Source organism: Bacillus sp. FSL K6-2944, assembly GCF_038005385.1.
In the GTDB taxonomy this organism is placed as follows: Bacteria; Bacillota; Bacilli; order Bacillales; family Bacillaceae_G; genus Bacillus_A; species Bacillus_A cereus.
Genome location: NZ_JBBOTE010000001.1, coordinates 3,064,133 through 3,090,312 on the forward strand (window position 1 = coordinate 3,064,133; position 26,180 = coordinate 3,090,312).

Here is a 26,180-nt window from a genome sequence, read left to right on the forward strand (position 1 = left end):
AAAACTTTATCAAAAAAGCTATTTTCTCGCTTTTTGATTTTGTAAATATGCTACATAATATTTAGCAGCCTCTACAGGATCTGTTTTTTCCATTTGTTTCACTTTAAAGATGATCTCCATCTTTTCAAGTTTTTCCTGATGCCGCCTAAGCGTCTCCAAATGGCCTTGCAACACTTCTTCTGTGTATTCTGGATTAATAAATTCATCCGTCGAAATATCAGTGATAATATTTTTCAACTTTTCATCAGAGAGCCAACTTAAAAATGTTCCGACTGAAGGTTCATTTCCCTTTTCATAATATGCGTATAGTTCATATAAAATCCCTTTATGTTCTTCTGTATGAAAATCTTCTATATGGGATTCCATACGAACAGCTACTTCTGCACTTTGCAACATATGGTAAATAATTTCTCTTTCCGCTCTTTCAAAACCTGTTAACTTCGGTTTTGTTTGAACGACTTGAGACGGTTTAGCAACCTGCTTTATTTGTTTTTGCTGTACCTTTTGTTCTTTGCGATATTGGTGCAATTGATTCAAAAGTGTTTCCATTGAATACGAAAATTCTTGCGATAATGACTTCAAATATGACTCTGCCTGCATCGCATCTTGTAACAACGATAACTCTTTTAAAACACTTTTCACATATTCTTCTTTGCCAGACTCATCTTGCAAATTTTTCCCTAAACGCAAATAATTTATTTTAAAACCAACAAAACTCACACTTGATTTCACAAGATTTTCAAAAGCGGTAGTCCCATATTGTTGCACATATTCATCAGGATCAAGCTTATCTGGCAAGGATGTGACTTTCACTTGGCAACCAACTTTTAGCAATAATTGCCCTGCTTTCATCGTCGCTTCTCGCCCTGCTTTATCACCATCATAGCAAAGAACAACAGTTTCAACGTTACGTCGCAGAAGTTTTGCTTGTTCTTCAGTTAAAGCTGTTCCCATTGTCGCAACAGCTTCTTCCACACCACTTTTTACCGCAGCTAGTACATCGGCATATCCTTCAAAAAGAACCACTTGCCCACGCTTTCTAATAAACGGTCTTGCTTGGTGGAAGTTATACAACAATTTACTTTTGTGAAAAATCGGTGTTTCAGGGCTATTTAAATATTTCGGAGTGTCATCCCCTAACGCCCTTCCACTAAACGCTATCACCTTACCTTGTAACGTATAGATCGGGAACATAACTCTTCCACGGAAGCGATCGTAATGACTACCATCCTTCTCACTTCTTATTAGAAGGCCAGCTTGTTCCATACTAGACAGCGATAAACCTCTTTTTTGTAAAATTTTCGTCGCCGCATCCCAAGCAGGTGATGCATAACCAATTTCAAACTTCTCAATCATCTCTTTCGTAATACCACGGTTTAATAAATATGAAAGTGCTTCATTTCCCTCTTCCGTATTTACTAATAAATGATGATAATACTTTTTCAATAATTCATGAGCTTGTTGCATGATGACAGTGTCATCAGATATGTCTTCTTGTTGTCCTTGTCCTGATGTGTACTCTGCAACCGCAATTCCATTTCTTTCGCCTAGCTTTTGAACAGCCTCGGTAAAAGCCAGTCCTTCCATTTTCATTAGAAAGGAAAATACATTTCCACCTTCTCCACATCCGAAGCAATGAAAAATTTGCTTATCAGATGAAACAGAGAATGAAGGAGAATTCTCACCATGAAATGGACAAAGGCCGAAATAGTTACGCCCCTGTTTTCTAAGTTGAACGTATTCACCAATGACTTCTACAATATCGGATGATGTCCGAATCTGTTCAACAACTTCTTCGGGAATTCTGTTCCCCATAACTCCATCTCCGTGTCGTATTTTGTATTCGATATAAATTAAAAAATTCCTTTATAATTCGACAATATTTTTCTAAACTTGTTAGAAAGTGTTGCCGATTACATTGTATAAACGATTTTGAACCTTTCCTATAGGTCCTTTATCTGCATAAATCGCATATACATACTTGCTATATAAAATTGTATACATTTGCTCATCTGTTACAAATGTATCTCTTAGAAACAATACATATACACCTTTTTCCAAGAAGAGTAGCAAGCCACATATACTGTTTGATCTTGAGATCTGTAACTTTTTCATGTTGATCCATATAACAATCAACTCCATTTTGTTCAGTATCTACAATGATCCAATTGCCTTGCTATTTCCTTAAAGGATGAGCATATGATGCGACAAACAAAATTCAGACATGAAATTCCGCTCCAACTTGCACAATTTCAGCCTTCACGGGATATACATCTACACCAACTAATATGTTGTTGATGTTTTGCATATTTCTGTATTCTACATCCCTTCTGTGAATCCTTCCATAATGTGCGTTTTCTTGTATAGATTTTGTCGATTTAACGTAATTACATGTCTTTTTCGTAAATCCTATCCCTAGTTTATTCTGAAAAATTAAAGTCTAAACGTAAAATATAGGTTTTTATCACAATTTTTTATTATAATATATTTTCTTCAACTACGCTACATATCCCTTTATTTTTTCATCTTACATTTCAGGATGACAAACTCACACCTTGAATATACTAAAAGACAAAGGAGTATAAGTATAACCATTACACTACAATCTATTACAAAATCCATAGGTATCATATTTCACACGAGCGAAAAAAGCACATTCACCTTTGGTAAATGTGCTAAAACATTTTTTGGTTTTGCACTGCATTCACAATAATATTTGCTGTTTCTTCAATCGCTTTATTCGATACATCGATTACTTGGCAATTTATTTTACTAATTACTTCCTCAAAGTGATCAATTTCTTCTTGAATACGATTAATATTTGCATATGTTGCTCCATCACTTAATCCAAGTGATTTTAATCGTTCTTTTCGAATATGATTTAACTTATCTGGCGTAATTTTCAAACCGAAACATTTTTCTTTTGCCACTTGATATAGTTCTTCAGGTGGGTCAACTTCTGGCACGAGTGGTACATTCGCAACTTTCAAGCGTTTGTTATGAGCTAAATATTGGGAAAGTGGTGTTTTTGATGTACGCGAAACACCAATCAACACGATATCTGCTTTTAAAATACCTCGTGCATCTCTGCCGTCATCATACTTCACAGCAAACTCAATCGCTTCAATCTTTTTAAAGTATTCTTCATCTAACCTACGGACAACACCTGGCTCATATCTCGGCACTTGCCCCGTAATTTCTTCAATTTGATCAATAAGAGGGCCGATAATATCGTATGCCTCTACCCCTTCTTTTGCAGCCTCTGTTACTAAATACTGGCGCATATCAGGCTTAACTAACGTAAAACATATAAGTGCTTGATTACTCTTAGCAATCGAAATCACTTCTTTTAATGTCCCTGTATCTTCTACATACGGTACACGTCTAATATCAGGAGCAAACGGGAATTGCCCCATTGCTGCTCGAACAACCAAATCAGCCGTTTCCCCTACAGAGTCAGATACGACATATACGATTTTATTATCCATTACATTACCTCACTTTAAACAAATTACACTTATTCGTTATTTACTAAATTTACAAACGCACGTGTAATATTTGTTTTTGTAATTCGCCCAATCACTTCTAAACCTTGTTTCGTATCTTTTACAACTGGCATTGCATCAATCTGTCTTTCTATTAATTCCATCGCAATATCATATAAAGAATCCTCTCTACGACACATCGCAATGTTTGGCATCCTTGTCATGATAATATTAACCGGAAGAGAGGTTAAATCCTGCTTTCCTAAGCTCGCTCTTAATAAATCTTTACGAGACACAACACCAACTAATAGAGTCATCTGATCTACAACGAACAATGTACCAACGTCCTCTAAAAACATCGTACAAATTGCATCGTATACGGAAACATTTTTATCAATTACAACCGGTCTAGATTGATAATCTTGTACTTTAATTTTCTTAACAGCTTCAGATAATAGCTGCCCCCCAGTTTTACCCGTATAAAAATAACCTACGCGTGGACGTGCTTCTAAATAACCAGCCATCGTTAAAATTGCTAAGTCTGGTCTTAGCGTCGCACGTGTTAGACCCAATTGCGCTGCAATTGATTCCCCTGTAATAGGACCGTGATCTTTTACAATCTGAATGATATGTTCTTGCCGTTTATTCAGCTCTATGATAATCACCACCTTTAATGCACAACGAAAAAAGTTATACTATCTCTTAAATATTATATACTAAATATGCTATTCGAAAAAGAAAGTATGTAAAAAGGACCGTATACGGCCCAAAATTATATTTGAAACTTATCAAGTTGTTCTAAAAAACGTCTTGATTTCAAATAAATTCCGCAATATTCATCATAATATGTATTCAATACTAAACGCATTTGTTTTTTTGTGCTATCCTTTACCGATACATTTCCGAGCCTATGTAAATCGAAATGGAAGAAAAGACGTAATAATTTATGAACAGCTTCTCCTACCGGTATACGATATGGGTCTTGCTCTGCATGACGTGAGCACAGAAAACCGCCTTCCCTGACGGAGAAGGCGACAAAGTCTGTTTCTTGATGACAAATCGCACATGTATCAAAGTACGGGCGCATCCCTAATACCGGAAGCATTTTCGTTTGATAAATTAATGATAATACTTCTGGATCAACACCCTCACACATATAATGCAACGTTTGATATAACATTTCAAATAAATACGGATTATGTTTTTTATCTTCTGTTGCTTTATCAGTTAACTCAACAATAAATGATGCATAAGCAGTTAAAAATATATCCTCGCGAATTTCTTTCATAGTTGAAATAATCTCGCCTTGTTGCAATGTTCCAAGCCCAGATCCCATTTGAATTAGAAAATGGCCATGTGTCATTAATTGCGACACAGATGCTAATCGGCTTTTCGGTTTTTTTGCCCCTCTTGCCATTGCACTTACCTTACCAAGTTCTCTTGAGAATATTGTAACAATTTTGTTCGTTTCTCCGTAATCTGTCGTACGGATAACGATGCCCTCAACTTTTTGAAACATGTTCGTCACCATCCAAGGTTTGAACAAAACGGGTCAAGAAATTGGAGAGTCTAGATGCGCTAGCTCCTCTTCATGTTGATCCATCTCATCGTTTACGTCTTTTTCCATTTCTTTCAAAAGCAAGTACGTTTCAATGCTTCCTGTTTTGGAGAAAAACTTCCAGGTAAAATCTAGCATAAGAATCCACCTTTCTCAATAAGCGTAGCCTATAAACCAATTTCCTTTGTTGTTATTAAATTGACCCATTTTGTCCATTTTCATGTGAGAAAAATTTTTCCTAATTTATCAAAGTTCATAAAAACCAATAATCAGTGGATGAACCAACCATCCACTGATTACAACTTTACTCTATTTTAGTACTCATCCTCGCGGAAACCTAGGTCACGAAGCTGAGACATTTTATTACGCCAATCTTTTTGCACTTTTACCCATACTTCTAAAAATACTTTAGAACCAAGTAGCGCTTCAATATCAAAACGAGCTCGCTTACCAACTTCTTTTAACATTTTTCCTTGTTTTCCGATGATGATTCCTTTTTGTGATGCACGTTCAACAACAATCGTTGCATTTATATAAACTGCCCCGCCCTCACGCTTTTGAATCGCATCGATAACAACAGCCACAGAATGCGGCACTTCTTCACGTGTTAAATGTAGTACTTTCTCACGAATAAGCTCTGCAATAATAAATCTCTCCGGATGATCCGTTACTTGATTCTCTGGATAGTATTGTGGTCCTTCTGGTAAATACTTTTTAATTGTCCCAATTAAAGCGTCCACATTATTACCGTCTAACGCAGAAATTGGTACAATCTCTGCAAACTCATGTAGTTTACGATATTGATCAATTAACTCTAGTAATTGCTCTGGATGAAGTTGGTCAATTTTATTAATGACTAAAAATACTGGTTGTTTTGTTTCTTTTAATTTCTCAATGATGAATTCCTCACCACGACCAAATCCTTCAACTGCATTAACCATAAACAGAACAATATCAACTTCTTTTAATGTCGTTTGCGCCATCTTTACCATGAAGTCGCCTAATTTATGTTTAGGTTTATGTATTCCTGGTGTATCAATGAAAATAACTTGTGCATCATTTTCTGTATATACACCTTGAATTTTATTACGAGTCGTTTGTGGCTTATCACTCATAATAGCAATTTTCTGGCCGATAATACGGTTTAAAAATGTAGATTTTCCAACATTCGGTCTGCCAATAATAGAGACAAAACCTGATTTATAACCTTTTCTATTCATGTAAATCCTCCGCTAAAAATGCTCCTGGTAACAATTCTCCGACTGTCGTCTCTTGAACGTCACCATGTAAGTTTGATAAGTATACTTTCGTATCCTGTTTACATAATTCTACCATAACTTGTCGACATGCTCCACAAGGAGGTACTGGACGCTTTGTATCTGCTACAACCGCAATGGCTACAAATTCGTTATCCCCTTCAGAAACCGCCTTAAATAAAGCTGTTCTTTCAGCACAATTACATAAGCCATATGATGCATTCTCAACATTACATCCACGATACACTTTTCCATCGCGCGTTAATAATGCTGCACCTACTTGAAATTTAGAATATGGTACGTACGCTTGTTTACGCGCTTCGATTGCTTCTAGAATTAATTGTTTACTATTCATATTCCCGCATCCTTCCTGTTCACAGCTATGAAGAGATACACTCTCTCATTAAAGGCCCTTACGGCACTTCCAAAGCTTAATAAAAGCTTCGGAATGCAACTATACCATATACGGTAAAAAGATAATAGCACCAATTATAACAGCTATAATTGCAAACAATAAAACCGCTCCTGCCGCAACATCCTTTGCAATTTTTGCAAACGGATGAATATCGGCAGTCGCTAAATCTACCGTTTTTTCCACAGCCGTATTTACCATCTCTAAACTCATTACACTCCCTATTACAATAAGTAATATCATCCACTCTATTTTCGTAATATGGAAATAAAAGCCGCAGCATATAACAATGACTGCGGCTAAATAATGGATTTTCATATTTCGTTCATGACGAAAACAAAAGAATATACCAGCTATAGCATATCCAAAACTATCTATAAGTTTTCCTTTTTTCATCGTCCTAATCCAAAAGCTTCTAAAATTTCTTTTTGTCTTCCGAACATTTCTTTTTCATCTTCTTCTGTCATGTGATCATAACCAAGTAAATGTAAAAAGCCATGTAACGCCAAAAATCCAAGTTCACGATCGAAAGAATGTCCGTACTCTTCAGCTTGCTCTTTCGCCCTTGGAATAGAGATAATAAGATCCCCTAACATGCGCGGCATCTCTGCACCAACAATCTCCATTTCTCCTTCTCCCATCTCTTCCATGGCAAAGGATATTACATCTGTAGGTTGATCTTTATCTCGGTAATCACGATTAATTTCTCTAATGCGCTCATTATCTACAAATGTCACCGATACCTCCGCACCATCCTCGATATTTTCCATTTGAGCTGCTTTTTCTAACACTTCACGAATTAAACTCATATACTCTTCTTTTACTTCTTCTGTTTCATCAATAAAATCAATTAACAAACTCATTCTTTCTCCTTTTCTTCCGGAGGTTCCGGATATGTAATACGCGAATGGAAAATACCATTTAACGTTTCACACAACGTTTTTCCAACGATTTGTAGTTCCTTAAACGTCAAATCACATTCACTAAATTGACCGTCTTGCAGTCGATCTTTAATAATACTTTGCACCAAATTATTAATTTGTTCTGGCGTTGGGTGATTCATAGAACGTACCGCAGCTTCTACACTATCAGCAATACCAACAATTGCCGATTCTTTCGAAGTTGCTTTTGAACCTGGATAACGGAACATCTCTTCTGTATATTTTTCTTTATCTTCTTTAATAGCTTTATAATAAAAATATTTCAGTAACGTTGTACCGTGATGTTGCCCAGCGATATCAATAATTTCTTGTGGAATATGATATTCTTCGAGCATTCTTACTCCATCCGTTACGTGAGCAATTATAATATCTTTACTCGTTACAGGATCTAATTTATCATGCGGGTTTTTAATTCCCATTTGGTTTTCAATAAAGAATTGCGGTTGTACTGTTTTTCCTACATCATGATAATATGCCCCTACACGCGCTAATACACCATTTGCCCCAACTGCTTCACAAGCAGCCTCAGAAAGATTCGCTACCATTACACTATGATGATATGTCCCTGGCGCTTCTAACAAAATTCTGCGTAAAAGCGGATGATTTGGACTTGATAGTTCCATAAGCTTCATACTTGATACGATTCCAAGTCCACTTTCTAAATATGGTAAAATCCCCATAGCCAAAACGGATGATATAATCCCTGAAAGTGAAGCCATTAATAATTGCGTACCAATTTCAAGAGGCGAAAAATTCCCATTACGTAATAATAAAAGCGCCGCCAATACGACTACATTTAATACAGAAACGAGTATACCAGCTTGTAAAATCATTGTACGACGATTTTTTTCTCGCAAGAAAATACTAACCGATAACGAACTTAACAATACGTAAATCCCTACACTATAATTTAATGTACTCGTTACTCCTTCATTAAACATAATACTTCCGCATACAGAAAAAATCATACTCGTTAAAAAGACAAATCGATCACCAATCATTAGTTTTACAAGTATTGTTCCCATCGCAACTGGGACAACATATGCAATCCCTGCGTATTCAAGTTTTTGAAACAAACTAATGATTTTCATTAAGACGATTGTGATAGACAAAATTGTAATATACGCTAAAACATACGGTCTATCTTCTCTTTTTCTCTTTAAAAATAATTCAAATTGTTTATGCATAAAGTATAGTAACACACCAATGAGTACCGCTAATCCAACATAAGGTTGAAAACCGTTCCCTTTTTCTAACAAACCAACTAATTTCAACTGATTATACACATCACTTGAAATTGTTTCACCTTCTCTAACAAGAACTTGTCCTTGAAGAATATAAACAGGTGGAACTAAATCTTCCTCTGCTTTTCTCTTCTCTTTCGTTAAGATTGGGTCATAAAAATAGTTAGCTGAAATTGCATATCTTCCTAGCGCCTTAATTGATTCTTTTAAACCATTATCAACATTAACACTATTCATCTCACTTACATATCGTTCTTTCGCATCTTTCAATTCGTCCATTTTAATATGCTCAGTCATGATACTATTAATCGCTGTGACCGCAGCATCTTTCGCTAATACTAATTGGCTCGGATCTGCATTAATCAAATTCAGTAAGTTTGAATCAGATAACTCTTTCGTTAAGTCAGCGGGTAGTTTCTTTTTTAACTTGTCCACTTTCTCAGCATCAGTCATCTTTTTTTGATCATCCGGTCCAACAGCTTTAATCTCTTGCACCACTTCATCCACTTTAGCAAAGACGTCATTCACAATATCAACTTTGTTTTGTTTATACTCACTTTTATATGTATATTGATCTTCAACTTTTGTAGCGGCTTCTTTTTTCTTTTTATCCGTTGTAACTTTATCTTCAATTTTTATAGGAGAATGGATTGTCTTTTTCGCAATAGAATACATATTAACATCTAATTGTTCTGGTTTTACATTATTCATAAGCGCAAAAAACAGCACTGCTCCTAACACAACGTAAGAAATCCAACTTAGTTTTTTCGAATGTTGTAAATTACGAAACCACTTAGAAATTTCTTGAGATCTTGACATGATTTCAATACCTTCTCCTCTCCAGAAATAAAGTGAAACTATTTATAGCTTTCATTTCTTCTACCAAACGATACTTTGAGGCAATATTTTATACACTAGTACCAATAGTTTATTTTCCTTATCTTTCATGATAGTAAAAAATATGACGTTCGCCAACCTTATCATACAAAAAGAAATGATCCTGACAAATAGGATCATTCCATTTTATCATATGCCTCAATAATACGTTGCACCAATGGATGTCTCACAACGTCCGTTTGTTCTAATGTAATAAATGACAGACCTGATACACCAGATAAAATATTAGCAGCTATAGATAGCCCTGATTTTACCCCTTTTGGCAAGTCTACTTGTGAAGGGTCCCCTGTAATAACCATTTTAGAACTAAAACCTAATCTTGTTAAAAACATTTTTATTTGAGCACCCGTTGTATTTTGAGCCTCATCTAAAATAACAAATGAATCATCAAGCGTACGCCCCCTCATATAAGCAAGCGGAGCTATTTCAATTACTCCTCGCTCCATCATACGCTGCGTATATTCTTGTCCAAGAATATCATGTAAAGCATCATATAACGGGCGTAAGTATGGATCTACCTTCTCTTTCAAATCCCCTGGTAAAAAACCTAAATTTTCTCCAGCTTCTACAGCAGGTCTTGTTAAAATAATTTTCTTTACATATCCTTGTTTTAAAGCCCTCACAGCCATTACTACAGCTAAATATGTTTTTCCAGTTCCTGCAGGCCCTATCCCAAAGACAATATCATTCTTCTTCATCGCATGAATATATCTTCTTTGCCCCATTGTTTTTACACGAATGGATTTACCTTTTGCAGTCTTGAAAATTTCTTCCTCATATAACTCTTCAAATTGAGCAATTTTCCCTTGTTGTGCAAGCTGAATCGCATACGCAACATCTCTCTCTGAAATTGATATACTTTTACGAATTACAACAAGTAATTGCTGTAAGATTTTTTCTACGAGTGCCACCGTTTCAACTGCCCCAGATACATGAACAGTTTCTCCTCTAGTTACGATCGATACATTCAGTTCTCGTTCAATTACTTTTAAATGCGCATCATTAACTCCAAAAAGAGCGATTGCTTCGTTAGCATTTTCCAATTGTTGGTTCATTTCTACTAATTGTTCTGCCATTACTCAGTCTCCTTGAATATCGGATTCGGATATTGGTTGTGGCTCTGCAATATTTTCAACCACAGTATAATGCAATGTGACTTTTAGTTGATCCGCCTCAACCTCTTTACTCAAAATCTTATCACTTACAATCATAGCATGTTCATCCAATTTTTTCTTTAGTTCTTTTTCGGCCATCTCCTTCGCTACTTTCAGCGCTTGCTTTTCTGTATATTCTCGATTCGCTTCTTCCTCTTCTCTCACAACATCTTTTTCATATGCAATCGGCAGTGTAAAACCAAATAATTTCACATCATGCTTTACACTTTCAGTACGAGAGCGTTTATACTTATCATGCTGAAATCCCCATATTTTTATTTTCGTATCCCCAAATTTAAGAAAATGTTCATTGTATACATTACCAGTATACACTTGGAATTGCGTCTTTAACGGGACATCCACCTTAGATGTATACCACGTTTCGCCATATACAATACCTTTCGCTGAAACAATCGTCGGACTTTCCTCATTACCATATATTCCCGATACGAGAATCTGTCCTTTTTCTACATGATCATTTTTCAGTACAACCGGCTTTCCAACTTCTACAAACGTTTTTGTAATAATCGCTTCTTTTTTTGCTACTAAATTTTGCGGCCTTTGTTCCTTTTCTTTCTTCGGTTCGTTTTTTTCAACAATTTTAAAATGATAAGTCGTTCCCCTTACTTCTAGTCCCGCCCAAGTAATGGCATTAATATTATCTGTCAAATGGCGTTGTACATCTTCTACATTCGGCATTTGAAATTGTAGTTTCCCTTTTTTAATACCCATTTTATCCAATTCTTTCATCAATATATATTCTGTTTCAGGTTTAGCTCCTGTAATTTCAATTTTCCAAACCATATTTGACATTGCAATCACACCAAAAAAGAAAATTAAAAAACCAATTAAAAATCCACTGTTTTTAATTAAACGTTTATTCCAAAAAGGAAAACCATAACGTCCAATAAAATATAATTTACATTCATTTTTTCTATAAATTGGTTTTATTTTTTTCACATCGCGTAACAACATACAAAAAACTAACGTTTCATCAGCTATCTTTTTAACATCCCAAACTAATAAATTCCTCCGTACACATTCATTAACAAACCGTTCCGCTCCTCTACCTTCAATTCGCACTTTTACATATCCAAGCCACTTTATAAACCATTTATTTTTCATTTACCACCTTCACTACCTTTCTAAAAGTAGATATACTACTTTTTATTTGAAGCATTAAAATAGCTCGTACTAAAATAAAACAGAGTAAAACTGTAATCAGTCTCTATCAACGGAACTTTTACAGGATAAAGAAGAAAAACTTCACAAATGGAAGTTTCACTTCAATCACCTTTTTTTTCATTTTCTAAAAATGTTACTTGCTCAATTATCCCCTCGAGTAAAAGCTCTTCTGGAAGAATCGTTTTAATAACAAAGGATTGTCCTTTAATTAATAATTGACCGTGTTTTAAAAGCAATCGCACTTCTTTATCTGAAAACACTAATAACCCCCGATGATTTTCTATATAAATATGTATTTGCCCAACAAGAGTAATCCGAGGTAGATCCATTAATACATCCACTGGTAGGTCTACTTGTTTTGTCAACCAATTTTTCATTTGTTCTAATTTCTTCATCTCGAAAGACCCCCTCTCATCCCATATATATGTATTTCTTCACAAGTGCCTATCGTGTTATAACGACTTCACTAACATAACTATATTCTGCAAGAGTTCATATCATGTTAATTAAAACAGTCGCTATATGAAATCATATTTGTCAGGACAATGATGGATCAGAGGATGTTACCTTTAATAATAGAAGTATTAATACAAGAATATGCGCCCCTACAGGATATCAGTACAAGTTACATTAAGAAATTGAGCCTAGCGAGAAGTGGGAAACTTGAAAAAACCTGTTACAATTCGTTCTGGACGTGACATACTGACCATAGAATAAGTAGTTGTCATTTATTGGACAACTGAGATAAAGTAAAACTATAATCAATCCTCACCAATCGGGCTACCCGTTAATGCGGGATAAAATCAAAAAAAAAGAAAATTTCTTCACTCTGAATGTTACGTTGTAAGTAAGAATATTTTATAGATGGTTGTTATATGAATTTCAAAAAATATTAGGGTTCATTAAAAAATGAATTAATAAATGAGGAAATACGAAAGGAAATCGGCTTTGGTCAAGAAGTTTTGAATGTTATAAAACAAGTTACCGACAGTAATATCCAGCCATTTTATGCAACTGATGCAAAATCTAAAATAGTTAGAATCTCTTTCGTTACCTTTGAGGATTATGCTGAAGAGCAAGCTATAAAACTTCAATCTGAGTTTCAGAAGGCTCGGTACTTAGCTTTTATTCGCGAAAGAAGTTTTAGTCAAGGAAGTAAGAATAGGTGTAGAATCGGAATTATACAAGGAAATAATAAATTGAAACTTTAACTAGAGGGGTTTTTATCACTTACAGAAACGCTTTTTAAGCAATATAGCGTTTCTCCTTAATCAGAACAATAAAAAAACGTCTCATACGAAATGAGACGTTTTTTTATGCTAATAGCTGGATAACCAGCTTATTCACAAGTGATCCGTCTGTTTTACCTTTTACTTTCGGCATAACAGCAGTCATCACCTTACCCATATCTGCTTTAGAAGTCGCACCAACTTCAGAAATAACTTGCTTGATTACATCAACTAGTTCTTCTTCAGTTAATTGCTCTGGCAAATATGCGCTTAAAATCTGAATTTCACTTTGCAGTTTATTAACAAGGTCTTCACGACCAGCTTTTTTAAATTCAAGGAGGGAGTCCTTATACTGTTTTACTTCACGAGCTAAAACTGTTATTTCCTCTTCTTCAGTAAGAGTATGTTGCAGTTTAATACCTTCATTTTGTAAAGCAGCCTTAACCATACGAATAACGGTTAATTTTTCTTTTTGTTTATTCTTCATCGCTTGTTTCATATCATCGTTTAAACGACCGAGAAGACTCATAACTTACACCCTCTCTTAGAATTTACGCTTTCTTGCCGCTTCAGATTTCTTCTTACGTTTTACACTTGGTTTTTCATAAAACTCGCGCTTTCTTGCTTCAGCAAGTGTACCAGTTTTAGAAACCGATCTTTTAAAACGGCGAAGTGCATCCTCCAAAGACTCGTTTTTACGAACGACTGTTTTTGACATTCTCTTTCCCTCCCTCCGAAACATCACACTTACATACTAACTTCAGCATGCAAAAAGAAACACTTCTTCAGCATGTCTTTTACGATTATAATACATTTTATCACTTCAGGTCAACTATTTGGCAGAATAAAAGAAGAATAGAAGCATTTCCTTTTCAAAAGTTATGCAAATAACTAGTATCCTTCACTGATGAAGACAACTATATTTTTATCATTTCATCTTTTTTCATACAGGGATGCATGAAACGCCTCCCCACCTTCTATTACTTAACCGCTTCAAATAAAGAAAGCATGCAAACCGTTTCCGGTTGCACGCTCTTTTTATGCGCTAGCTGATTCTTTTTTCACATCATCTTCAAGAACACGAACAAATTGCGCTTCGTTATATGGATAACCAGCTTTCGTAATTTTCACTTTCACTAGCTTACCAATTAATTCTTCTGATCCTTCAAATACAATTTTCAAGTAGTTATCTGTATAACCTACATATAACCCTTCACGGTCGCCCTCTTTAAATTGCTCTTCCGGAATGATTTCAAGCACTTCACCTTCAAACGCTGATGCGTACTCTTTCGCTAATTGATTAGATAGCTCAATTAAACGATGAACACGATCGTTCTTCACATCTTCAGGAACTTGATCTTCCATGCGCGCTGCAGGTGTTCCTGTACGTTTTGAGTAAGGGAACACATGTAACTCAGAGAAGCGGTTCTCTTTAATGAAATTGTATGTTTCCATGAATTCTTCTTCTGTTTCACCTGGGAAACCAACGATTACGTCAGATGTAATCGCAAGGCCTGGTAACACTTCTTTCAAACGATCTAAACGCTCTTGGAAGAATTCCATCGTATATTTACGACGCATACGTTTTAATACAGTATTAGAGCCAGATTGCAACGGAATATGCAAGTGGCGTACAACTACTTCAGATTTATCTAACACTTCAATTACTTCATCTGAAATTTGACTCGCTTCAATAGAAGAAATACGAAGACGTTTTAATCCGCCTACTTCCGCTTCCATATCACGAAGTAATCCAGCTAAGTTATAATCTTTTATGTCTTCGCCGTATCCACCTGTATGAATACCCGTTAATACGATTTCTTTATAGCCTGCATCCACTAATTGTTGCGCTTGTTTAATAACTTCTTTTCCATCACGAGAACGCATTAAACCGCGCGCCCAAGGAATGATACAGAATGTACAGAAGTTATTGCAACCCTCTTGTATTTTTAAAGACGCACGTGTACGATCCGTGAAATAAGGTACATCAAGTTCTTCGTACACACGTGTTTTCATAATATTGCGGACAGCATTAATTGGTTGACGCTCTTTACGGAATTCTTCGATGTAACCTAACATCTTTTCACGATCCTGTGTACCAACTACAATATCCACACCCGGGATCGCCATAATTTCAGCTGGAGATGTTTGTGCATAACATCCCGTTACACAAATAACTGCATCTGGATTTTGACGCACAGCACGTCTGATTACTTGACGGCTTTTTTTGTCCCCAGTATTCGTTACTGTACATGTGTTAATAACATATACATCAGCTTTCTTTTCATATTCTGTTCTTTCATAACCACCTTGTTTAAACAATTGCCAAATGGCTTCTGTTTCATAGTGGTTTACTTTACAACCTAACGTATGGAACGCAACAGTTGACATTGATCATCACCCCATCAATTCAAAATGATACGAAGCAGCACTTAACGCGTATAACGGCGCCGTTTCTGTTCTTAAAATTCTTGGTCCTAAACTACATGGTACAAATTTATGTTCACGAAGCGCTGTAATCTCTTCCTCAGCTAAACCGCCTTCTGGGCCAAATACAATCAATAGCTTTTGACCTGGTTTCATTGTCGTTAAAGCTTTCGCAAAATTAGATTTCTCGCCTTGTTTTGCTTCCTCTTCGTAAGCAACAAGACAAGCATCATACTCACCACTCATTGAAAGCAATTGCTTAAATGATGCTGGAGCATGTACTTCTGGAATTTCACTTCTATGTGATTGTTCCGCAGCTTCTTTCACAATTTTTCTTAAACGCTCAACTTTTTTATCAGCTTTTTTCGCATCCCATTTTACGATAGAGCGAGATGCTTGAAATGGTAAGAATGCAGCTGCCCCAAGCTCAGTTCCTTTTTGAAAAATTAACTCTAGCTTGTCTCCTTTTGGCAGTCCACTTGCAATCGTCACGAAAACAGGAAGTTCACTTGACGCCTCTACCCATTCTACAATAGCCGTATTAATAAATTCACTGGTAATTTCATCAATTGAACATACTGCTGTTTTTCCATTTACACAGCAATAAATATGATCACCAGCTGACATACGCATCACTCTTGCGATATGATGTACGTCATCACCTACAATGCGAATACTTGTCTCATTTACATATTTCTCTTCTACAAAATAACGTTGCATATAATCACCTTAGTAGAGTTTCGTTCCTTTCGTAAGTCAACACTTACGAAAAGAACGAAACGTTATCATTTTTCATATAACAAACGGCAAGTCCCTCACCTTATAGTGAGAGACTCCCCTTTTCATTATAGACTAAAATCTATATTACGCATTTCGTGCAATAATTGCTACCCAATCTTCCATTCGTAACACTTCTTCAATTGTAAATCCAGCTTTTTCTAGCGCCTCAGAAATTACTTTTTCCTTCGCAGCAATAATGCCCGATGTAATAAATAATCCACCTGACTTCACAACTCTTGCTGCATCTTCAGGGAATAATAGAATAATTTCTGCTAATAAGTTAGCTACGATTAAATCAACAGGACCTTCAATACCTTCTAAAAGACTATTTTGTCCAACAGACACGATATCATCTGTTGTATTTAAACGTACATTCATTTCTGCACTTTCAACCGCAACCGGATCTAAATCATACGCTTGAACAGAAGACGCACCTAATTTTGCTGCTGCAATACTAAGTACACCAGAACCTGTTCCTACATCAATAATAGCGTCACCTGGCTGTACTGTTTTTTCTAAAGCACGGATACACATCGTTGTTGTTGGATGAGTTCCTGTACCAAACGCCATACCCGGGTCTAATTCAATGATTTTTTCATCAGGAGAAGATGGTGTATATTCTTCCCAAGTCGGTACGATTGTGAATGTATCAGAAATTTGTACTGGATGGTAATATTTTTTCCAAGCAGTAGCCCAATCTTCTTCATTGACTTCGTTAACGGTAATATTTCCAGTACCAATTTCGATGTCGTAAGATGGAAGCACATCAATAGATGATTTTACACCTGCAATCGTTTCATGTAAAGAATCGGTTTGCGGGAAATATGCTTTTATTAATACACCTTCCGCCGGATATTCATCTGGATTCAATGCATAAATTTCACCATATTGTTGCTCGCGCTCTTTCGTTAACTCCGCTGGATCCTCAATCGCAACTCCGCTAGCACCAGCTTCATGTAAAATATGAGAGACAGCTTCTACTGCTTCTTCTGTTGTATGAATACTAATTTCTGACCATTTCACAATTTACCAACTCCATTTTTTATTTCCATTATTCCCCTTTGAAAGCACGTTTAAGCTTTCCGAATAAACTATCATCCTGCTCTTCTTGTCCTGCAAATTCACGTAATAAATCTTTTTGCTGTGAAGTTAATTTCGTCGGTACAACAACACGAACGACTACATATTGATCTCCTTGACCGTATCCACGTACGTTCGGAGCACCTTTTCCTTTTAAGCGGAACTCTGTTCCAGTTTGTGTTCCTGCTGGGATTTTCAGCTTCACTTTACCATGAACAGTAGGGACTTCCACTTCAGCACCAAGTGCCATTTGTGCAAATGTTAATGGCATTTCGCAAATAATGTGGTCTCCTTCACGCTCGAAGAATTCATGATTTCTTACATGAACAACAACATATAAGTCTCCTGCTGGTCCGCCATTTACGCCGGCTTCACCTTTTCCAGACACACGAATTTGTTGACCATTATCAATACCTGCTGGAATTTTAACATTAATTTTTTTACGTTTACGAACTTTACCTGAACCGTGACATGTCGTACATTTTTCTTTAATAATTTGTCCAGTTCCTGAACAATGACCACAAGCTTGACGGTTTACGATACGACCAAACGGTGTGTTTTGTTCAACACTCACTTGACCAGAACCTGAACAATGTTTACATGTTTCTTTTGAAGTTCCTGGTTTTGCTCCACTACCTTTACAAGTATCACATGGATCTTCTACTGGAATTTCCACATTTAATTCCTTACCAAAAATAGCTTCTTCAAAATCTAAAGTGACTTGATATTGTAAGTCAGCGCCTTGGCGCGGAGCATTTGGATCACGACGTCTGCCGCCACCACCGCCAAAGAAAGAACTAAATATATCTTCAAAACCGAAGCCACCGCCGAAGTCTCCTCCGCCGCCAAATCCACCGAATCCTTGATTTGCACCAGCATGACCAAATTGATCGTACTGCGCACGCTTTTGATCATCACTTAACACTTCGTATGCTTCTTGTACTTCTTTAAACTTTTCAATTGCATTTTCTTCTTTGCTTACGTCTGGATGGTATTTTTTAGCCAAACGACGATACGCTTTTTTTATTTCATCTGTTGAAGCGCCCTTGCTAAGTCCAAGGACCTCATAATAGTCTCGTTTACTCATAAATTTACAACCCCCGAATCTTTCACATAAACGTAATTTTAACACCGAAAGAAAGTGCTTTGCAACAAAGTTTCCTCACTTACAGTATGCAAAGCGAAAAACTTAAGATCCTCACACATCGCTTCTCATTCGTGAAAAAAGCCAAAGTCAAGGCACGCTTGACTTTGACTTTTTGTCATCTTACTTATTATGTTTACAGTTGAATTACTTGTCTTCTTTTACTTCTTCAAACTCAGCGTCAACTACATTGTCTTTCTTCGCGCCAGCGTCTTGTGCACCTTGCGCACCTTCTGCTTGACCAGCAGCTGCTTGAGCTTGCTCGTATAATTTAACAGTTAATTGTTGTACGATTTCTTGTAAAGCATCTTTTTTCGCACGAATTTCTTCAAGCTCGTTTTTCTCGATTGCAGCTTGTAATGCTTCTTTCGCTTCTGTTGCTTTTGCAACTTCAGCTGCATCTACTTTACCTTCTAAATCTTTTACAACTTTGTCTGTTTGGAATACAAGTTGGTCAGCTTCATTACGAAGTTCAACTTCTTCCTTACGTTTTTGGTCAGCGTCAGCATTTGCTTCCGCTTCTTGTACCATACGTTCTACTTCTTCATCAGAAAGACCTGAAGAAGATTGGATTGTAATAGCTTGCTCTTTGCTTGTTCCTAAGTCTTTCGCACGTACGTTAACGATACCGTTCGCATCAATATCGAATGTTACTTCGATTTGTGGAATACCACGTGGTGCTGGTGGAAGGTCAGTTAATTGGAAACGACCTAACGTTTTGTTGTCAGCTGACATCGGACGCTCACCTTGTAATACGTGAATGTCTACTGCTGGTTGATTATCAGCAGCTGTCGAGAATACTTGTGACTTACTTGTTGGAATTGTAGTGTTACGCTCGATTAATTTCGTGAACACGCCACCCATAGTTTCAATACCTAAAGAAAGTGGAGTTACGTCTAATAATAGAACACCTTCTACATCACCAGTAAGTACGCCACCTTGAACTGCAGCACCTAATGCTACAACTTCATCAGGGTTTACACCTTTATATGGCTCTTTACCAGTTTCACGTTTAATAGCTTCTTGTACAGCTGGGATACGAGTAGATCCACCAACAAGAATAACTTTATCTAATTCGCTTGGAGCAAAACCAGCGTCTTTTAATGCACGACGAGTTGGCTCTAATGTTCTTTCAACAAGACCTGCTGAAAGCTCTTCGAATTTCGCTCTTGTTAACGTTAATTCTAAGTGTAATGGACCAGCAGCTCCAGCACTAATGAATGGTAATGAAATTTGAGTTTGTGTTACACCAGAAAGATCTTTTTTCGCTTTTTCAGCTGCATCTTTCAAGCGTTGAAGCGCCATTTTATCTTGGCTTAAATCAATGTTATTTTCTTTTTTGAACTCAGCTACTAAGTGATCGATGATAACTTGGTCAAAGTCATCGCCACCAAGACGGTTGTCACCAGCAGTTGAAATAACTTCGAATGTGCCGTCTGCTAACTCAAGGATAGATACGTCAAATGTACCGCCACCTAAGTCATATACTAAGATTTTTTGTTCTTCGTCTTGTTTTTCTAAACCGTAAGCAAGTGCTGCTGCTGTTGGCTCGTTAATGATACGCTCAACTTCTAAACCAGCGATACGACCAGCATCTTTCGTTGCTTGACGCTCTGCATCGTTGAAGTATGCAGGTACTGTAATAACAGCTTTCGTTACTGTTTCACCTAAGTATGCTTCAGCAGAAGCTTTTAAATTTTGTAAAATGATTGCAGAAATTTCTTGAGGTGTATAATCTTTACCTTCAACTTCTACTTTGTAGTCTGTACCCATATGACGTTTAACAGACATGATTGTATTTGGGTTTGTAATTGCTTGGCGCTTTGCAACTTCCCCAACTTGACGTTCTTCATTTTTGAAAGCTACAACAGAAGGTGTTGTACGGTTCCCTTCTGGATTTGGGATAACCTTTGGTTCTCCACCTTCCATAACAGCTACACAAGAGTTTGTTGTACCTAAGTCAATACCGATAATTTTACTCATGGCGAATCCTCCTAGTTTTATGTAAATTATTGATTTACTTTTACCATTGATGGGCGAATCACACGGTCTTTTAATTTATAACCTTTTTGGAATTCTTCCACAACCGCGTTTGATTCAAATTCACTATCTTCCACTTGCATAATAGCTTGGTGTTCATTAGGATCAAACTGTTTACCAACAGCTTCAATCACTTCCACACCTTCTTTAGTCAGCGCTTCTAACAATTGACGATGCACCATCTCCATACCTTGTAACAATGATTTCGTTTGCTCATCAGTCGCTTCCACTTGCATTGCTCTTTCAAAATTATCAAGAGCTGGCAAGATGTCTGAAACTAGACTTTGTGCTCTATATTTTTCAGCAGCCTGTTTATCCATTTGGACACGGCGCTTATAATTTTCAAAATCAGCTTGTAGACGTAATGTGCGACCTTCCGTTTCCGTTAGTTTCGCTTGTAACTCATCTACTTTTTCTTGTAAAAGAGCAGCCTCACTTTTTTCTTCTACAGTTTCTTCACTGTTTTCTGGCGTGACAGCTTCTTCAACTTGCGCTTCTTTTACTTCTTCTACCACTTGTTCGTTACGCTCTTCCACAATATTCACCTCCTTAAAAGGTATTAGGTATCATGCATAGCATGATTACCTAATCATTATATATTACACACAGCAATGAAAATTTCATCACTTGAGCGAATGTATTACTCTCATTTACTTTTTAAGCCCATCAGTAAATTGTCTCGTAAATAACTGTAACAAACTAATTACACGAGAATATTGCATTCTCGTAGGACCTAAAATAGCAATTGTTCCAAGTTGCTCTTCGCCGATCGAATATGTTGCAGAAATTAAACTACAATCCTCCATAGCCGTCGAAGAGTTTTCCCTACCAATTTTCACTTGAATCCCGACTTGTTTATGACGCAAAATGTCATAAAATTCGGCTTCATTATCAATCATGGTAAGTAAAGATCTAACCTTTTGAATGTCATGGAACTCTGGCTGCGAAAGCATATTTGCTTTTCCTCCAAAGTATATCTTTTCCGATAACGGAACTTGAAATGTACCATCCAACATTTTTATTGCACTATCGTAATTATGAACATACCCACGTAAAACTGTAACAATTTCCTTAAAGATTTTATTATGAAGTTCTTCCATCGGTACGCCAGATAGCTTTTCATTTAAAATATTAACCATTTTTTCTAAATCTGATAAATCAACAGATTCCGGAACGGTAATCGTTTTACTTTGTACATGCCCTGTATCGGTTACAATAATAGCGACTGCAGTTTGACGATCAAGCGGCACAATTTGTACATTTTTAAGTTTATTTGTACTTAACTTCGGTCCAAGAACAATTGCCGTATAATTCGTAAGTTCTGATAAAATTTGAGCAGATTGCTGTGCAATTTTTTCCGCTTCAAAAATTCTTTCAGCAAATAAATCTTTAATTTGTACAATTTCAGCGTTCGGTAAGTTTTGCGGCGCTAAAAGATGGTCTACATAAAATCGGTAGCCTTTCTCAGAAGGAACACGTCCAGAAGAACTGTGCGTTTTTTCAATAAAACCTAATTCTTCTAAGTCCGCCATTTCATTTCGAATAGTAGCTGAACTAAATGTGATTTCATCTTTTTTAGCCAACGTTCTAGACCCAACGGGCTGCGCTGATCCAATAAAGTCATCAATAATTGTTTGTAAAATTAAGAGCTGACGTTCCGTAAGCATCTCATCATCACCTCTGTTAGCACTCTTTGTCTTTGAGTGCTAAATCTATTAATAACTTACCAAAATTGACATTCAATTGTCAACGGAAACGTCACGAAATAATGAAACTTTTTCACGCCTATGGAACATTTAATTAGTCAATCAAAAATGATTGGAATACTTCATTCCCTAATAATTTTCCTTTTCGCGTTAAACGCACATGTCCATCTTCCTCTTCAAGCAATCCCTGCTCTTGGTTGCTTTGTAACTGCTTTGCGAAAACTTGATCCATCTCTATATTAAATTTATTGTGGAACGCCGTTTTAGAAACACCTTTTGTTTTTCGAAGCCCTAAGAACAGCTCTTCTTCCATTCTTTCTTTCTCCGTCACTTTGTGAACATCTAAATACGGAAATCCTGTTTCATCAATTTTATTAAAATATTGCTTCAGAGGACCAACATTTTGAATACGTTCTCCGTTCACATAACTATGAGCTCCAGCTCCAAATCCATAATACTCTTCATTATTCCAGTATGTGAGATTATGTCTACTTTTATTGTCACCTTTTGAGAAATTACTAATTTCATACTGGTTATAACCGTGTTTCTCCATTTCATCCATTACTATTTCATACATTTTCGCTTCATGGTCTTCACCCGGAAGACGTAATTTTCCTTTGTTCATTAAGTTATAAAACACTGTTTTTGGCTCCACAATTAATGAATATGCCGAGAAATGTTGTACACCAAGCGTAAAAGCAATATCTAATGTTTCTTTTACATCTTCTATCGTCTGTCCTGGCAAAGCATAAATAATATCTACATTAATATTTTTAAAGCCTACTTCCTGTGCCTCTCGAATCGCGAGGAATGCATCTTCCCTCGTATGCTTGCGCCCGATCTTCTCAAGAAGTTCATCACGGAACGTTTGCACACCAAAACTAATTCGATTTACTCCACCTTCTAGCAGTACATTTAGCTTCTCTTTCGGTAAATCTCCTGGATTCGCTTCAAATGTTAATTCACAATTCGGGGCGAACGGACGCAAATGACGATTAATAATCTCGAGTAAATTTTTTGTCTGTTCCATATTTAACGCTGTCGGAGTTCCCCCACCCACAAAAATCGTTTTCATACTATCAAATGGAACTTTTTGAACCGTATTTATTATTTCCTTCTCTAAATAATCTAAATATTGATCAACCGGTTGGCGTTCAATAAACACTTTATTAAAATCACAATAGTGACAAATGTGCTGACAAAACGGAATATGAATGTATGCAGCTTGTACCAAATATAACTCCTACCTTTCTAAAAAGAAAACCTCCGCACTCCGGAGGGTTCTCTACTTCTCTAACGTATTACGAATTTGTTCCATTCGCATTTTTCCCCAATCATACATCATTTCAACGATCGGTAAAAGTGACATGCCTAGTTCCGTCATATAATACTCAACGCGAGGAGGAATTTCAGGATATACTGTCCGATCAACAATCCCATCTTCCATTAACTCTTTTAATTGGTTCGACAAAACTTTATGAGAAATGCTTGGGAATAACCGTTGTAATTCACTGAAACGATGCGGCCCTTCCACACCAAGATGCCACAGTATCACAACTTTCCACTTTCCACTAATAATAGAAAGCGTCAATTCCTTTTCACAATTAAAATTACCATTTTGTATTTTATCTTGAATATCTTTTCGAATATTTTCGGACATTAACAATCTCCTAACTCTATATGAACTAAAAAGCTCTCTCATTATTGTAAATGAGAGCTGCTCAGATGTCTAAAAAGTAATTATACAGAAAAAAGAAGCCGCACAAACGACTTCTTTTTTATTTCAAATATTAGTTGTCATCCATTTTCAGTACAGCCATGAATGCCTCTTGCGGTACTTCTACAGAGCCAACAGACTTCATACGTTTTTTACCTTCTTTTTGCTTATCAAGAAGTTTACGCTTACGAGAAATGTCACCGCCGTAACATTTTGCAAGTACGTTTTTACGCATCGCTTTAATTGTAGAACGTGCTACAACTTTATTTCCGATAGTCGCCTGAATTGGCACTTCGAACTGTTGTCTCGGAATTAATTCTTTTAATTTCTCTACGATTACTTTACCACGGTCATACGCTGAATCACGGTGTACGATAAATGATAAAGCATCCACTTGTTCATTATTTAAAAGAATATCCATTTTCACAAGTTTAGATGGCTTATAGCCAATTAACTCGTAGTCAAATGATGCATACCCTTTCGTATTTGATTTCAATTGATCGAAGAAGTCATATACGATTTCTGATAACGGGATTTCATATGTTAATGTAACACGCGTTTCATCTAAATATTGCATATCAATAAACGTTCCACGTTTACCTTGGCAAATCTCCATTACAGCTCCAACATAGTCATTCGGAACCATAATTGAAGCCTTCACAAACGGCTCTTCTACACGATCGATAGACTGTGGATCTGGCATATTAGATGGGTTATCAACAATAACATCTTCACCGTTAGTTAAATAAACTTTATAAATAACGCTTGGCGCTGTTGTAATTAAGTCAATCTTAAATTCACGTTCAATACGTTCTTGAATGATTTCCATGTGAAGAAGCCCTAAGAAACCACAACGGAAACCAAATCCTAGCGCTTGAGATGTTTCTGGTTCAAACTCAAGAGCAGAATCGTTTAACTCTAATTTTTCTAATGCATCACGTAAATCGTTATAACGAGCAGAGTCAATTGGATACAGACCACAGAATACCATCGGGTTTAACTTACGGTAACCTGCTAACGGCTCTGCAGCTGGACGTTTCGCATGTGTAATCGTATCACCAACACGTGTGTCACCAACATTTTTAATCGATGCTGCTAAGAAACCTACATCACCTACTGTTAACTCGTCACGTTGCGTAGTTTTCGGTGTAAATACACCTACTTCTGTTACTTCAAATTCTTTACCCGTTGCCATCATACGTACTTTATCGCCAACTTTTACTGTTCCATTTACAACACGGATATAAGCAATTACACCGCGGTACGGATCATATAAAGAGTCGAAAATCATACATTGTAATGGCTCTTCTGAATCACCCGACGGAGCTGGTACTTTTTCAACAATTTGTTCTAAAATTTCTTCAATACCAATTCCAGCTTTCGCAGAAGCAAGTACCGCTTCTGATGCATCTAAACCAATTACATCTTCTACCTCTTGACGTACACGTTCTGGATCCGCACTCGGTAAGTCGATTTTATTAATAACTGGTAAAATTTCCAAATTATTATCAAGCGCTAAGTATACGTTTGCTAACGTTTGCGCTTCAATACCTTGCGCTGCATCTACTACAAGAATCGCGCCTTCACAAGCCGCTAAACTACGAGATACTTCGTACGTAAAGTCGACGTGTCCTGGTGTATCAATTAAATGAAGAATATACTCTTCACCATCTTTTGCTTTATAGTTTAATTGTACTGCGTTTAATTTGATTGTAATACCACGCTCACGCTCTAAATCCATAGAGTCAAGCAACTGAGCTTTCATTTCACGTTGTGTTAACGCGTTTGTTTTCTCTAAAATACGGTCTGCTAACGTTGATTTTCCGTGGTCAATATGAGCAATAATAGAGAAATTACGAATTTTGGACTGTCTTTTTGCTCTTTCTTCTTTATTCATCTATGTTCTCAACTCCTAATAGTCTCGC

General features: G+C 36.5%; 26 protein-coding genes. All 26 read right to left on the minus strand.

Annotation, left to right across the window (positions count from 1 at the left end; genetic code table 11):
• Positions 1-18 precede the first annotated feature (18 nt).
• Positions 19-1,815, minus strand: coding sequence for a DNA primase (gene dnaG, locus MHH55_RS15565; protein ID WP_000528221.1), 1,797 nt, complete (start codon positions 1,813-1,815; stop codon positions 19-21).
• Between the two features lie 81 nt (positions 1,816-1,896).
• Positions 1,897-2,040, minus strand: a complete 144-nt coding sequence (locus MHH55_RS15570) for a hypothetical protein (protein ID WP_000479733.1) — start codon at positions 2,038-2,040, stop codon at positions 1,897-1,899.
• Positions 2,041-2,675: 635 nt separating this feature from the next.
• Positions 2,676-3,488 carry a pyruvate, water dikinase regulatory protein gene (locus MHH55_RS15575; RefSeq protein WP_000368944.1) on the minus strand — a complete coding sequence of 271 codons (813 nt, stop codon included), beginning with the start codon at positions 3,486-3,488 and terminating at the stop codon, positions 2,676-2,678.
• Positions 3,489-3,517: 29 nt separating this feature from the next.
• The gene (locus MHH55_RS15580) at positions 3,518-4,150 is read right to left on the minus strand and encodes a helix-turn-helix transcriptional regulator (protein ID WP_000583756.1); all 633 of its coding nucleotides are present in this window, start codon (positions 4,148-4,150) and stop codon (positions 3,518-3,520) included.
• A gap of 107 nt (positions 4,151-4,257) precedes the next feature.
• Positions 4,258-5,004 (minus strand): DNA repair protein RecO, encoded by a 747-nt coding sequence (gene recO / locus MHH55_RS15585; protein ID WP_000487009.1) that lies wholly within the window; start codon positions 5,002-5,004, stop codon positions 4,258-4,260.
• A gap of 33 nt (positions 5,005-5,037) precedes the next feature.
• Positions 5,038-5,181 carry a YqzL family protein gene (locus MHH55_RS15590; protein WP_000883924.1) on the minus strand — a complete coding sequence of 48 codons (144 nt, stop codon included), beginning with the start codon at positions 5,179-5,181 and terminating at the stop codon, positions 5,038-5,040.
• A 176-nt stretch (positions 5,182-5,357) separates the two neighbouring features.
• Positions 5,358-6,263, minus strand: coding sequence for a GTPase Era (gene era / locus MHH55_RS15595; protein WP_001080230.1), 906 nt, complete (start codon positions 6,261-6,263; stop codon positions 5,358-5,360).
• Complete coding sequence (locus MHH55_RS15600; RefSeq protein ID WP_001086283.1) at positions 6,256-6,654, minus strand: cytidine deaminase; 399 nt, start codon at positions 6,652-6,654, stop codon at positions 6,256-6,258. The genes era and MHH55_RS15600 overlap by 8 nt, the downstream gene beginning before the upstream one ends.
• 99 nt (positions 6,655-6,753) lie before the next feature.
• Positions 6,754-7,107: a diacylglycerol kinase family protein gene (locus MHH55_RS15605; RefSeq protein ID WP_000715464.1), complete on the minus strand. Its 354-nt coding sequence runs from the start codon at positions 7,105-7,107 to the stop codon at positions 6,754-6,756.
• Complete coding sequence (gene ybeY / locus MHH55_RS15610; protein WP_000054684.1) at positions 7,104-7,574, minus strand: rRNA maturation RNase YbeY; 471 nt, start codon at positions 7,572-7,574, stop codon at positions 7,104-7,106. Before ybeY ends, MHH55_RS15605 begins: the two co-directional genes overlap by 4 nt.
• Complete coding sequence (locus MHH55_RS15615; protein WP_000091510.1) at positions 7,571-9,715, minus strand: HD family phosphohydrolase; 2,145 nt, start codon at positions 9,713-9,715, stop codon at positions 7,571-7,573. The genes ybeY and MHH55_RS15615 overlap by 4 nt, the downstream gene beginning before the upstream one ends.
• Before the next feature lie 194 nt (positions 9,716-9,909).
• Entirely contained in the window at positions 9,910-10,869 is a 960-nt protein-coding gene (locus MHH55_RS15620) for a PhoH family protein (protein WP_000840501.1), read from the minus strand.
• Between the two features lie 3 nt (positions 10,870-10,872).
• Positions 10,873-12,072: a sporulation protein YqfD gene (gene yqfD, locus MHH55_RS15625; protein WP_000792498.1), complete on the minus strand. Its 1,200-nt coding sequence runs from the start codon at positions 12,070-12,072 to the stop codon at positions 10,873-10,875.
• Between the two features lie 161 nt (positions 12,073-12,233).
• Positions 12,234-12,527, minus strand: a complete 294-nt coding sequence (yqfC, locus tag MHH55_RS15630; protein WP_000732269.1) for a sporulation protein YqfC — start codon at positions 12,525-12,527, stop codon at positions 12,234-12,236.
• Between the two features lie 919 nt (positions 12,528-13,446).
• Positions 13,447-13,890 carry a GatB/YqeY domain-containing protein gene (locus MHH55_RS15635; RefSeq protein ID WP_000054562.1) on the minus strand — a complete coding sequence of 148 codons (444 nt, stop codon included), beginning with the start codon at positions 13,888-13,890 and terminating at the stop codon, positions 13,447-13,449.
• Between the two features lie 15 nt (positions 13,891-13,905).
• Complete coding sequence (gene rpsU / locus MHH55_RS15640) at positions 13,906-14,079, minus strand: 30S ribosomal protein S21 (protein ID WP_000048061.1); 174 nt, start codon at positions 14,077-14,079, stop codon at positions 13,906-13,908.
• A 320-nt stretch (positions 14,080-14,399) separates the two neighbouring features.
• Positions 14,400-15,752, minus strand: a complete 1,353-nt coding sequence (gene mtaB / locus MHH55_RS15645; protein ID WP_000108689.1) for a tRNA (N(6)-L-threonylcarbamoyladenosine(37)-C(2))-methylthiotransferase MtaB — start codon at positions 15,750-15,752, stop codon at positions 14,400-14,402.
• A gap of 6 nt (positions 15,753-15,758) precedes the next feature.
• On the minus strand, positions 15,759-16,508 hold the full coding sequence (locus MHH55_RS15650; RefSeq protein ID WP_001190154.1) for a 16S rRNA (uracil(1498)-N(3))-methyltransferase: 750 nt from the start codon (positions 16,506-16,508) through the stop codon (positions 15,759-15,761).
• 144 nt (positions 16,509-16,652) lie between these two features.
• Positions 16,653-17,591 carry a 50S ribosomal protein L11 methyltransferase gene (prmA, locus tag MHH55_RS15655; RefSeq protein WP_000872099.1) on the minus strand — a complete coding sequence of 313 codons (939 nt, stop codon included), beginning with the start codon at positions 17,589-17,591 and terminating at the stop codon, positions 16,653-16,655.
• A gap of 28 nt (positions 17,592-17,619) precedes the next feature.
• On the minus strand, positions 17,620-18,735 hold the full coding sequence (dnaJ, locus tag MHH55_RS15660; protein ID WP_000043946.1) for a chaperone protein DnaJ: 1,116 nt from the start codon (positions 18,733-18,735) through the stop codon (positions 17,620-17,622).
• A gap of 204 nt (positions 18,736-18,939) precedes the next feature.
• On the minus strand, positions 18,940-20,775 hold the full coding sequence (gene dnaK / locus MHH55_RS15665) for a chaperone protein DnaK (RefSeq protein ID WP_000034700.1): 1,836 nt from the start codon (positions 20,773-20,775) through the stop codon (positions 18,940-18,942).
• A gap of 26 nt (positions 20,776-20,801) precedes the next feature.
• Positions 20,802-21,368: a nucleotide exchange factor GrpE gene (gene grpE / locus MHH55_RS15670; RefSeq protein WP_000392711.1), complete on the minus strand. Its 567-nt coding sequence runs from the start codon at positions 21,366-21,368 to the stop codon at positions 20,802-20,804.
• A gap of 114 nt (positions 21,369-21,482) precedes the next feature.
• Complete coding sequence (gene hrcA / locus MHH55_RS15675) at positions 21,483-22,499, minus strand: heat-inducible transcriptional repressor HrcA (protein WP_000954941.1); 1,017 nt, start codon at positions 22,497-22,499, stop codon at positions 21,483-21,485.
• A gap of 133 nt (positions 22,500-22,632) precedes the next feature.
• Positions 22,633-23,772 carry a radical SAM family heme chaperone HemW gene (hemW, locus tag MHH55_RS15680; protein WP_000249438.1) on the minus strand — a complete coding sequence of 380 codons (1,140 nt, stop codon included), beginning with the start codon at positions 23,770-23,772 and terminating at the stop codon, positions 22,633-22,635.
• A gap of 51 nt (positions 23,773-23,823) precedes the next feature.
• Positions 23,824-24,198, minus strand: coding sequence for a winged helix-turn-helix transcriptional regulator (locus MHH55_RS15685; RefSeq protein ID WP_001293539.1), 375 nt, complete (start codon positions 24,196-24,198; stop codon positions 23,824-23,826).
• 130 nt (positions 24,199-24,328) lie between these two features.
• Entirely contained in the window at positions 24,329-26,152 is a 1,824-nt protein-coding gene (gene lepA, locus MHH55_RS15690; protein ID WP_001030951.1) for an elongation factor 4, read from the minus strand.
• Positions 26,153-26,180: the final 28 nt, after the last annotated feature.

What these genes read in the sequence shown, in the direction of transcription:
- ybeY (WP_000054684.1), bottom strand. Translation starts at nt 7,574, where the DNA reads ATGAGTTTGTTAATTGATTTTATTGATGAAACAGAAGAAGTAAAAGAA.
- lepA (WP_001030951.1), bottom strand. Translation starts at nt 26,152, where the DNA reads ATGAATAAAGAAGAAAGAGCAAAAAGACAGTCCAAAATTCGTAATTTC.
- era (WP_001080230.1), bottom strand. Translation starts at nt 6,263, where the DNA reads ATGAATAGAAAAGGTTATAAATCAGGTTTTGTCTCTATTATTGGCAGA.
- MHH55_RS15635 (WP_000054562.1), bottom strand. Translation starts at nt 13,890, where the DNA reads ATGAGTCTTCTCGGTCGTTTAAACGATGATATGAAACAAGCGATGAAG.
- dnaG (WP_000528221.1), bottom strand. Translation starts at nt 1,815, where the DNA reads ATGGGGAACAGAATTCCCGAAGAAGTTGTTGAACAGATTCGGACATCA.
- MHH55_RS15615 (WP_000091510.1), bottom strand. Translation starts at nt 9,715, where the DNA reads ATGTCAAGATCTCAAGAAATTTCTAAGTGGTTTCGTAATTTACAACAT.
- MHH55_RS15575 (WP_000368944.1), bottom strand. Translation starts at nt 3,488, where the DNA reads ATGGATAATAAAATCGTATATGTCGTATCTGACTCTGTAGGGGAAACG.
- MHH55_RS15650 (WP_001190154.1), bottom strand. Translation starts at nt 16,508, where the DNA reads ATGCAACGTTATTTTGTAGAAGAGAAATATGTAAATGAGACAAGTATT.
- mtaB (WP_000108689.1), bottom strand. Translation starts at nt 15,752, where the DNA reads ATGTCAACTGTTGCGTTCCATACGTTAGGTTGTAAAGTAAACCACTAT.
- MHH55_RS15685 (WP_001293539.1), bottom strand. Translation starts at nt 24,198, where the DNA reads ATGTCCGAAAATATTCGAAAAGATATTCAAGATAAAATACAAAATGGT.
- MHH55_RS15590 (WP_000883924.1), bottom strand. Translation starts at nt 5,181, where the DNA reads ATGCTAGATTTTACCTGGAAGTTTTTCTCCAAAACAGGAAGCATTGAA.
- rpsU (WP_000048061.1), bottom strand. Translation starts at nt 14,079, where the DNA reads ATGTCAAAAACAGTCGTTCGTAAAAACGAGTCTTTGGAGGATGCACTT.
- dnaJ (WP_000043946.1), bottom strand. Translation starts at nt 18,735, where the DNA reads ATGAGTAAACGAGACTATTATGAGGTCCTTGGACTTAGCAAGGGCGCT.
- hrcA (WP_000954941.1), bottom strand. Translation starts at nt 22,499, where the DNA reads ATGCTTACGGAACGTCAGCTCTTAATTTTACAAACAATTATTGATGAC.
- recO (WP_000487009.1), bottom strand. Translation starts at nt 5,004, where the DNA reads ATGTTTCAAAAAGTTGAGGGCATCGTTATCCGTACGACAGATTACGGA.
- yqfC (WP_000732269.1), bottom strand. Translation starts at nt 12,527, where the DNA reads ATGAAGAAATTAGAACAAATGAAAAATTGGTTGACAAAACAAGTAGAC.
- MHH55_RS15620 (WP_000840501.1), bottom strand. Translation starts at nt 10,869, where the DNA reads ATGGCAGAACAATTAGTAGAAATGAACCAACAATTGGAAAATGCTAAC.
- dnaK (WP_000034700.1), bottom strand. Translation starts at nt 20,775, where the DNA reads ATGAGTAAAATTATCGGTATTGACTTAGGTACAACAAACTCTTGTGTA.
- MHH55_RS15600 (WP_001086283.1), bottom strand. Translation starts at nt 6,654, where the DNA reads ATGAATAGTAAACAATTAATTCTAGAAGCAATCGAAGCGCGTAAACAA.
- yqfD (WP_000792498.1), bottom strand. Translation starts at nt 12,072, where the DNA reads ATGAAAAATAAATGGTTTATAAAGTGGCTTGGATATGTAAAAGTGCGA.
- MHH55_RS15605 (WP_000715464.1), bottom strand. Translation starts at nt 7,107, where the DNA reads ATGAAAAAAGGAAAACTTATAGATAGTTTTGGATATGCTATAGCTGGT.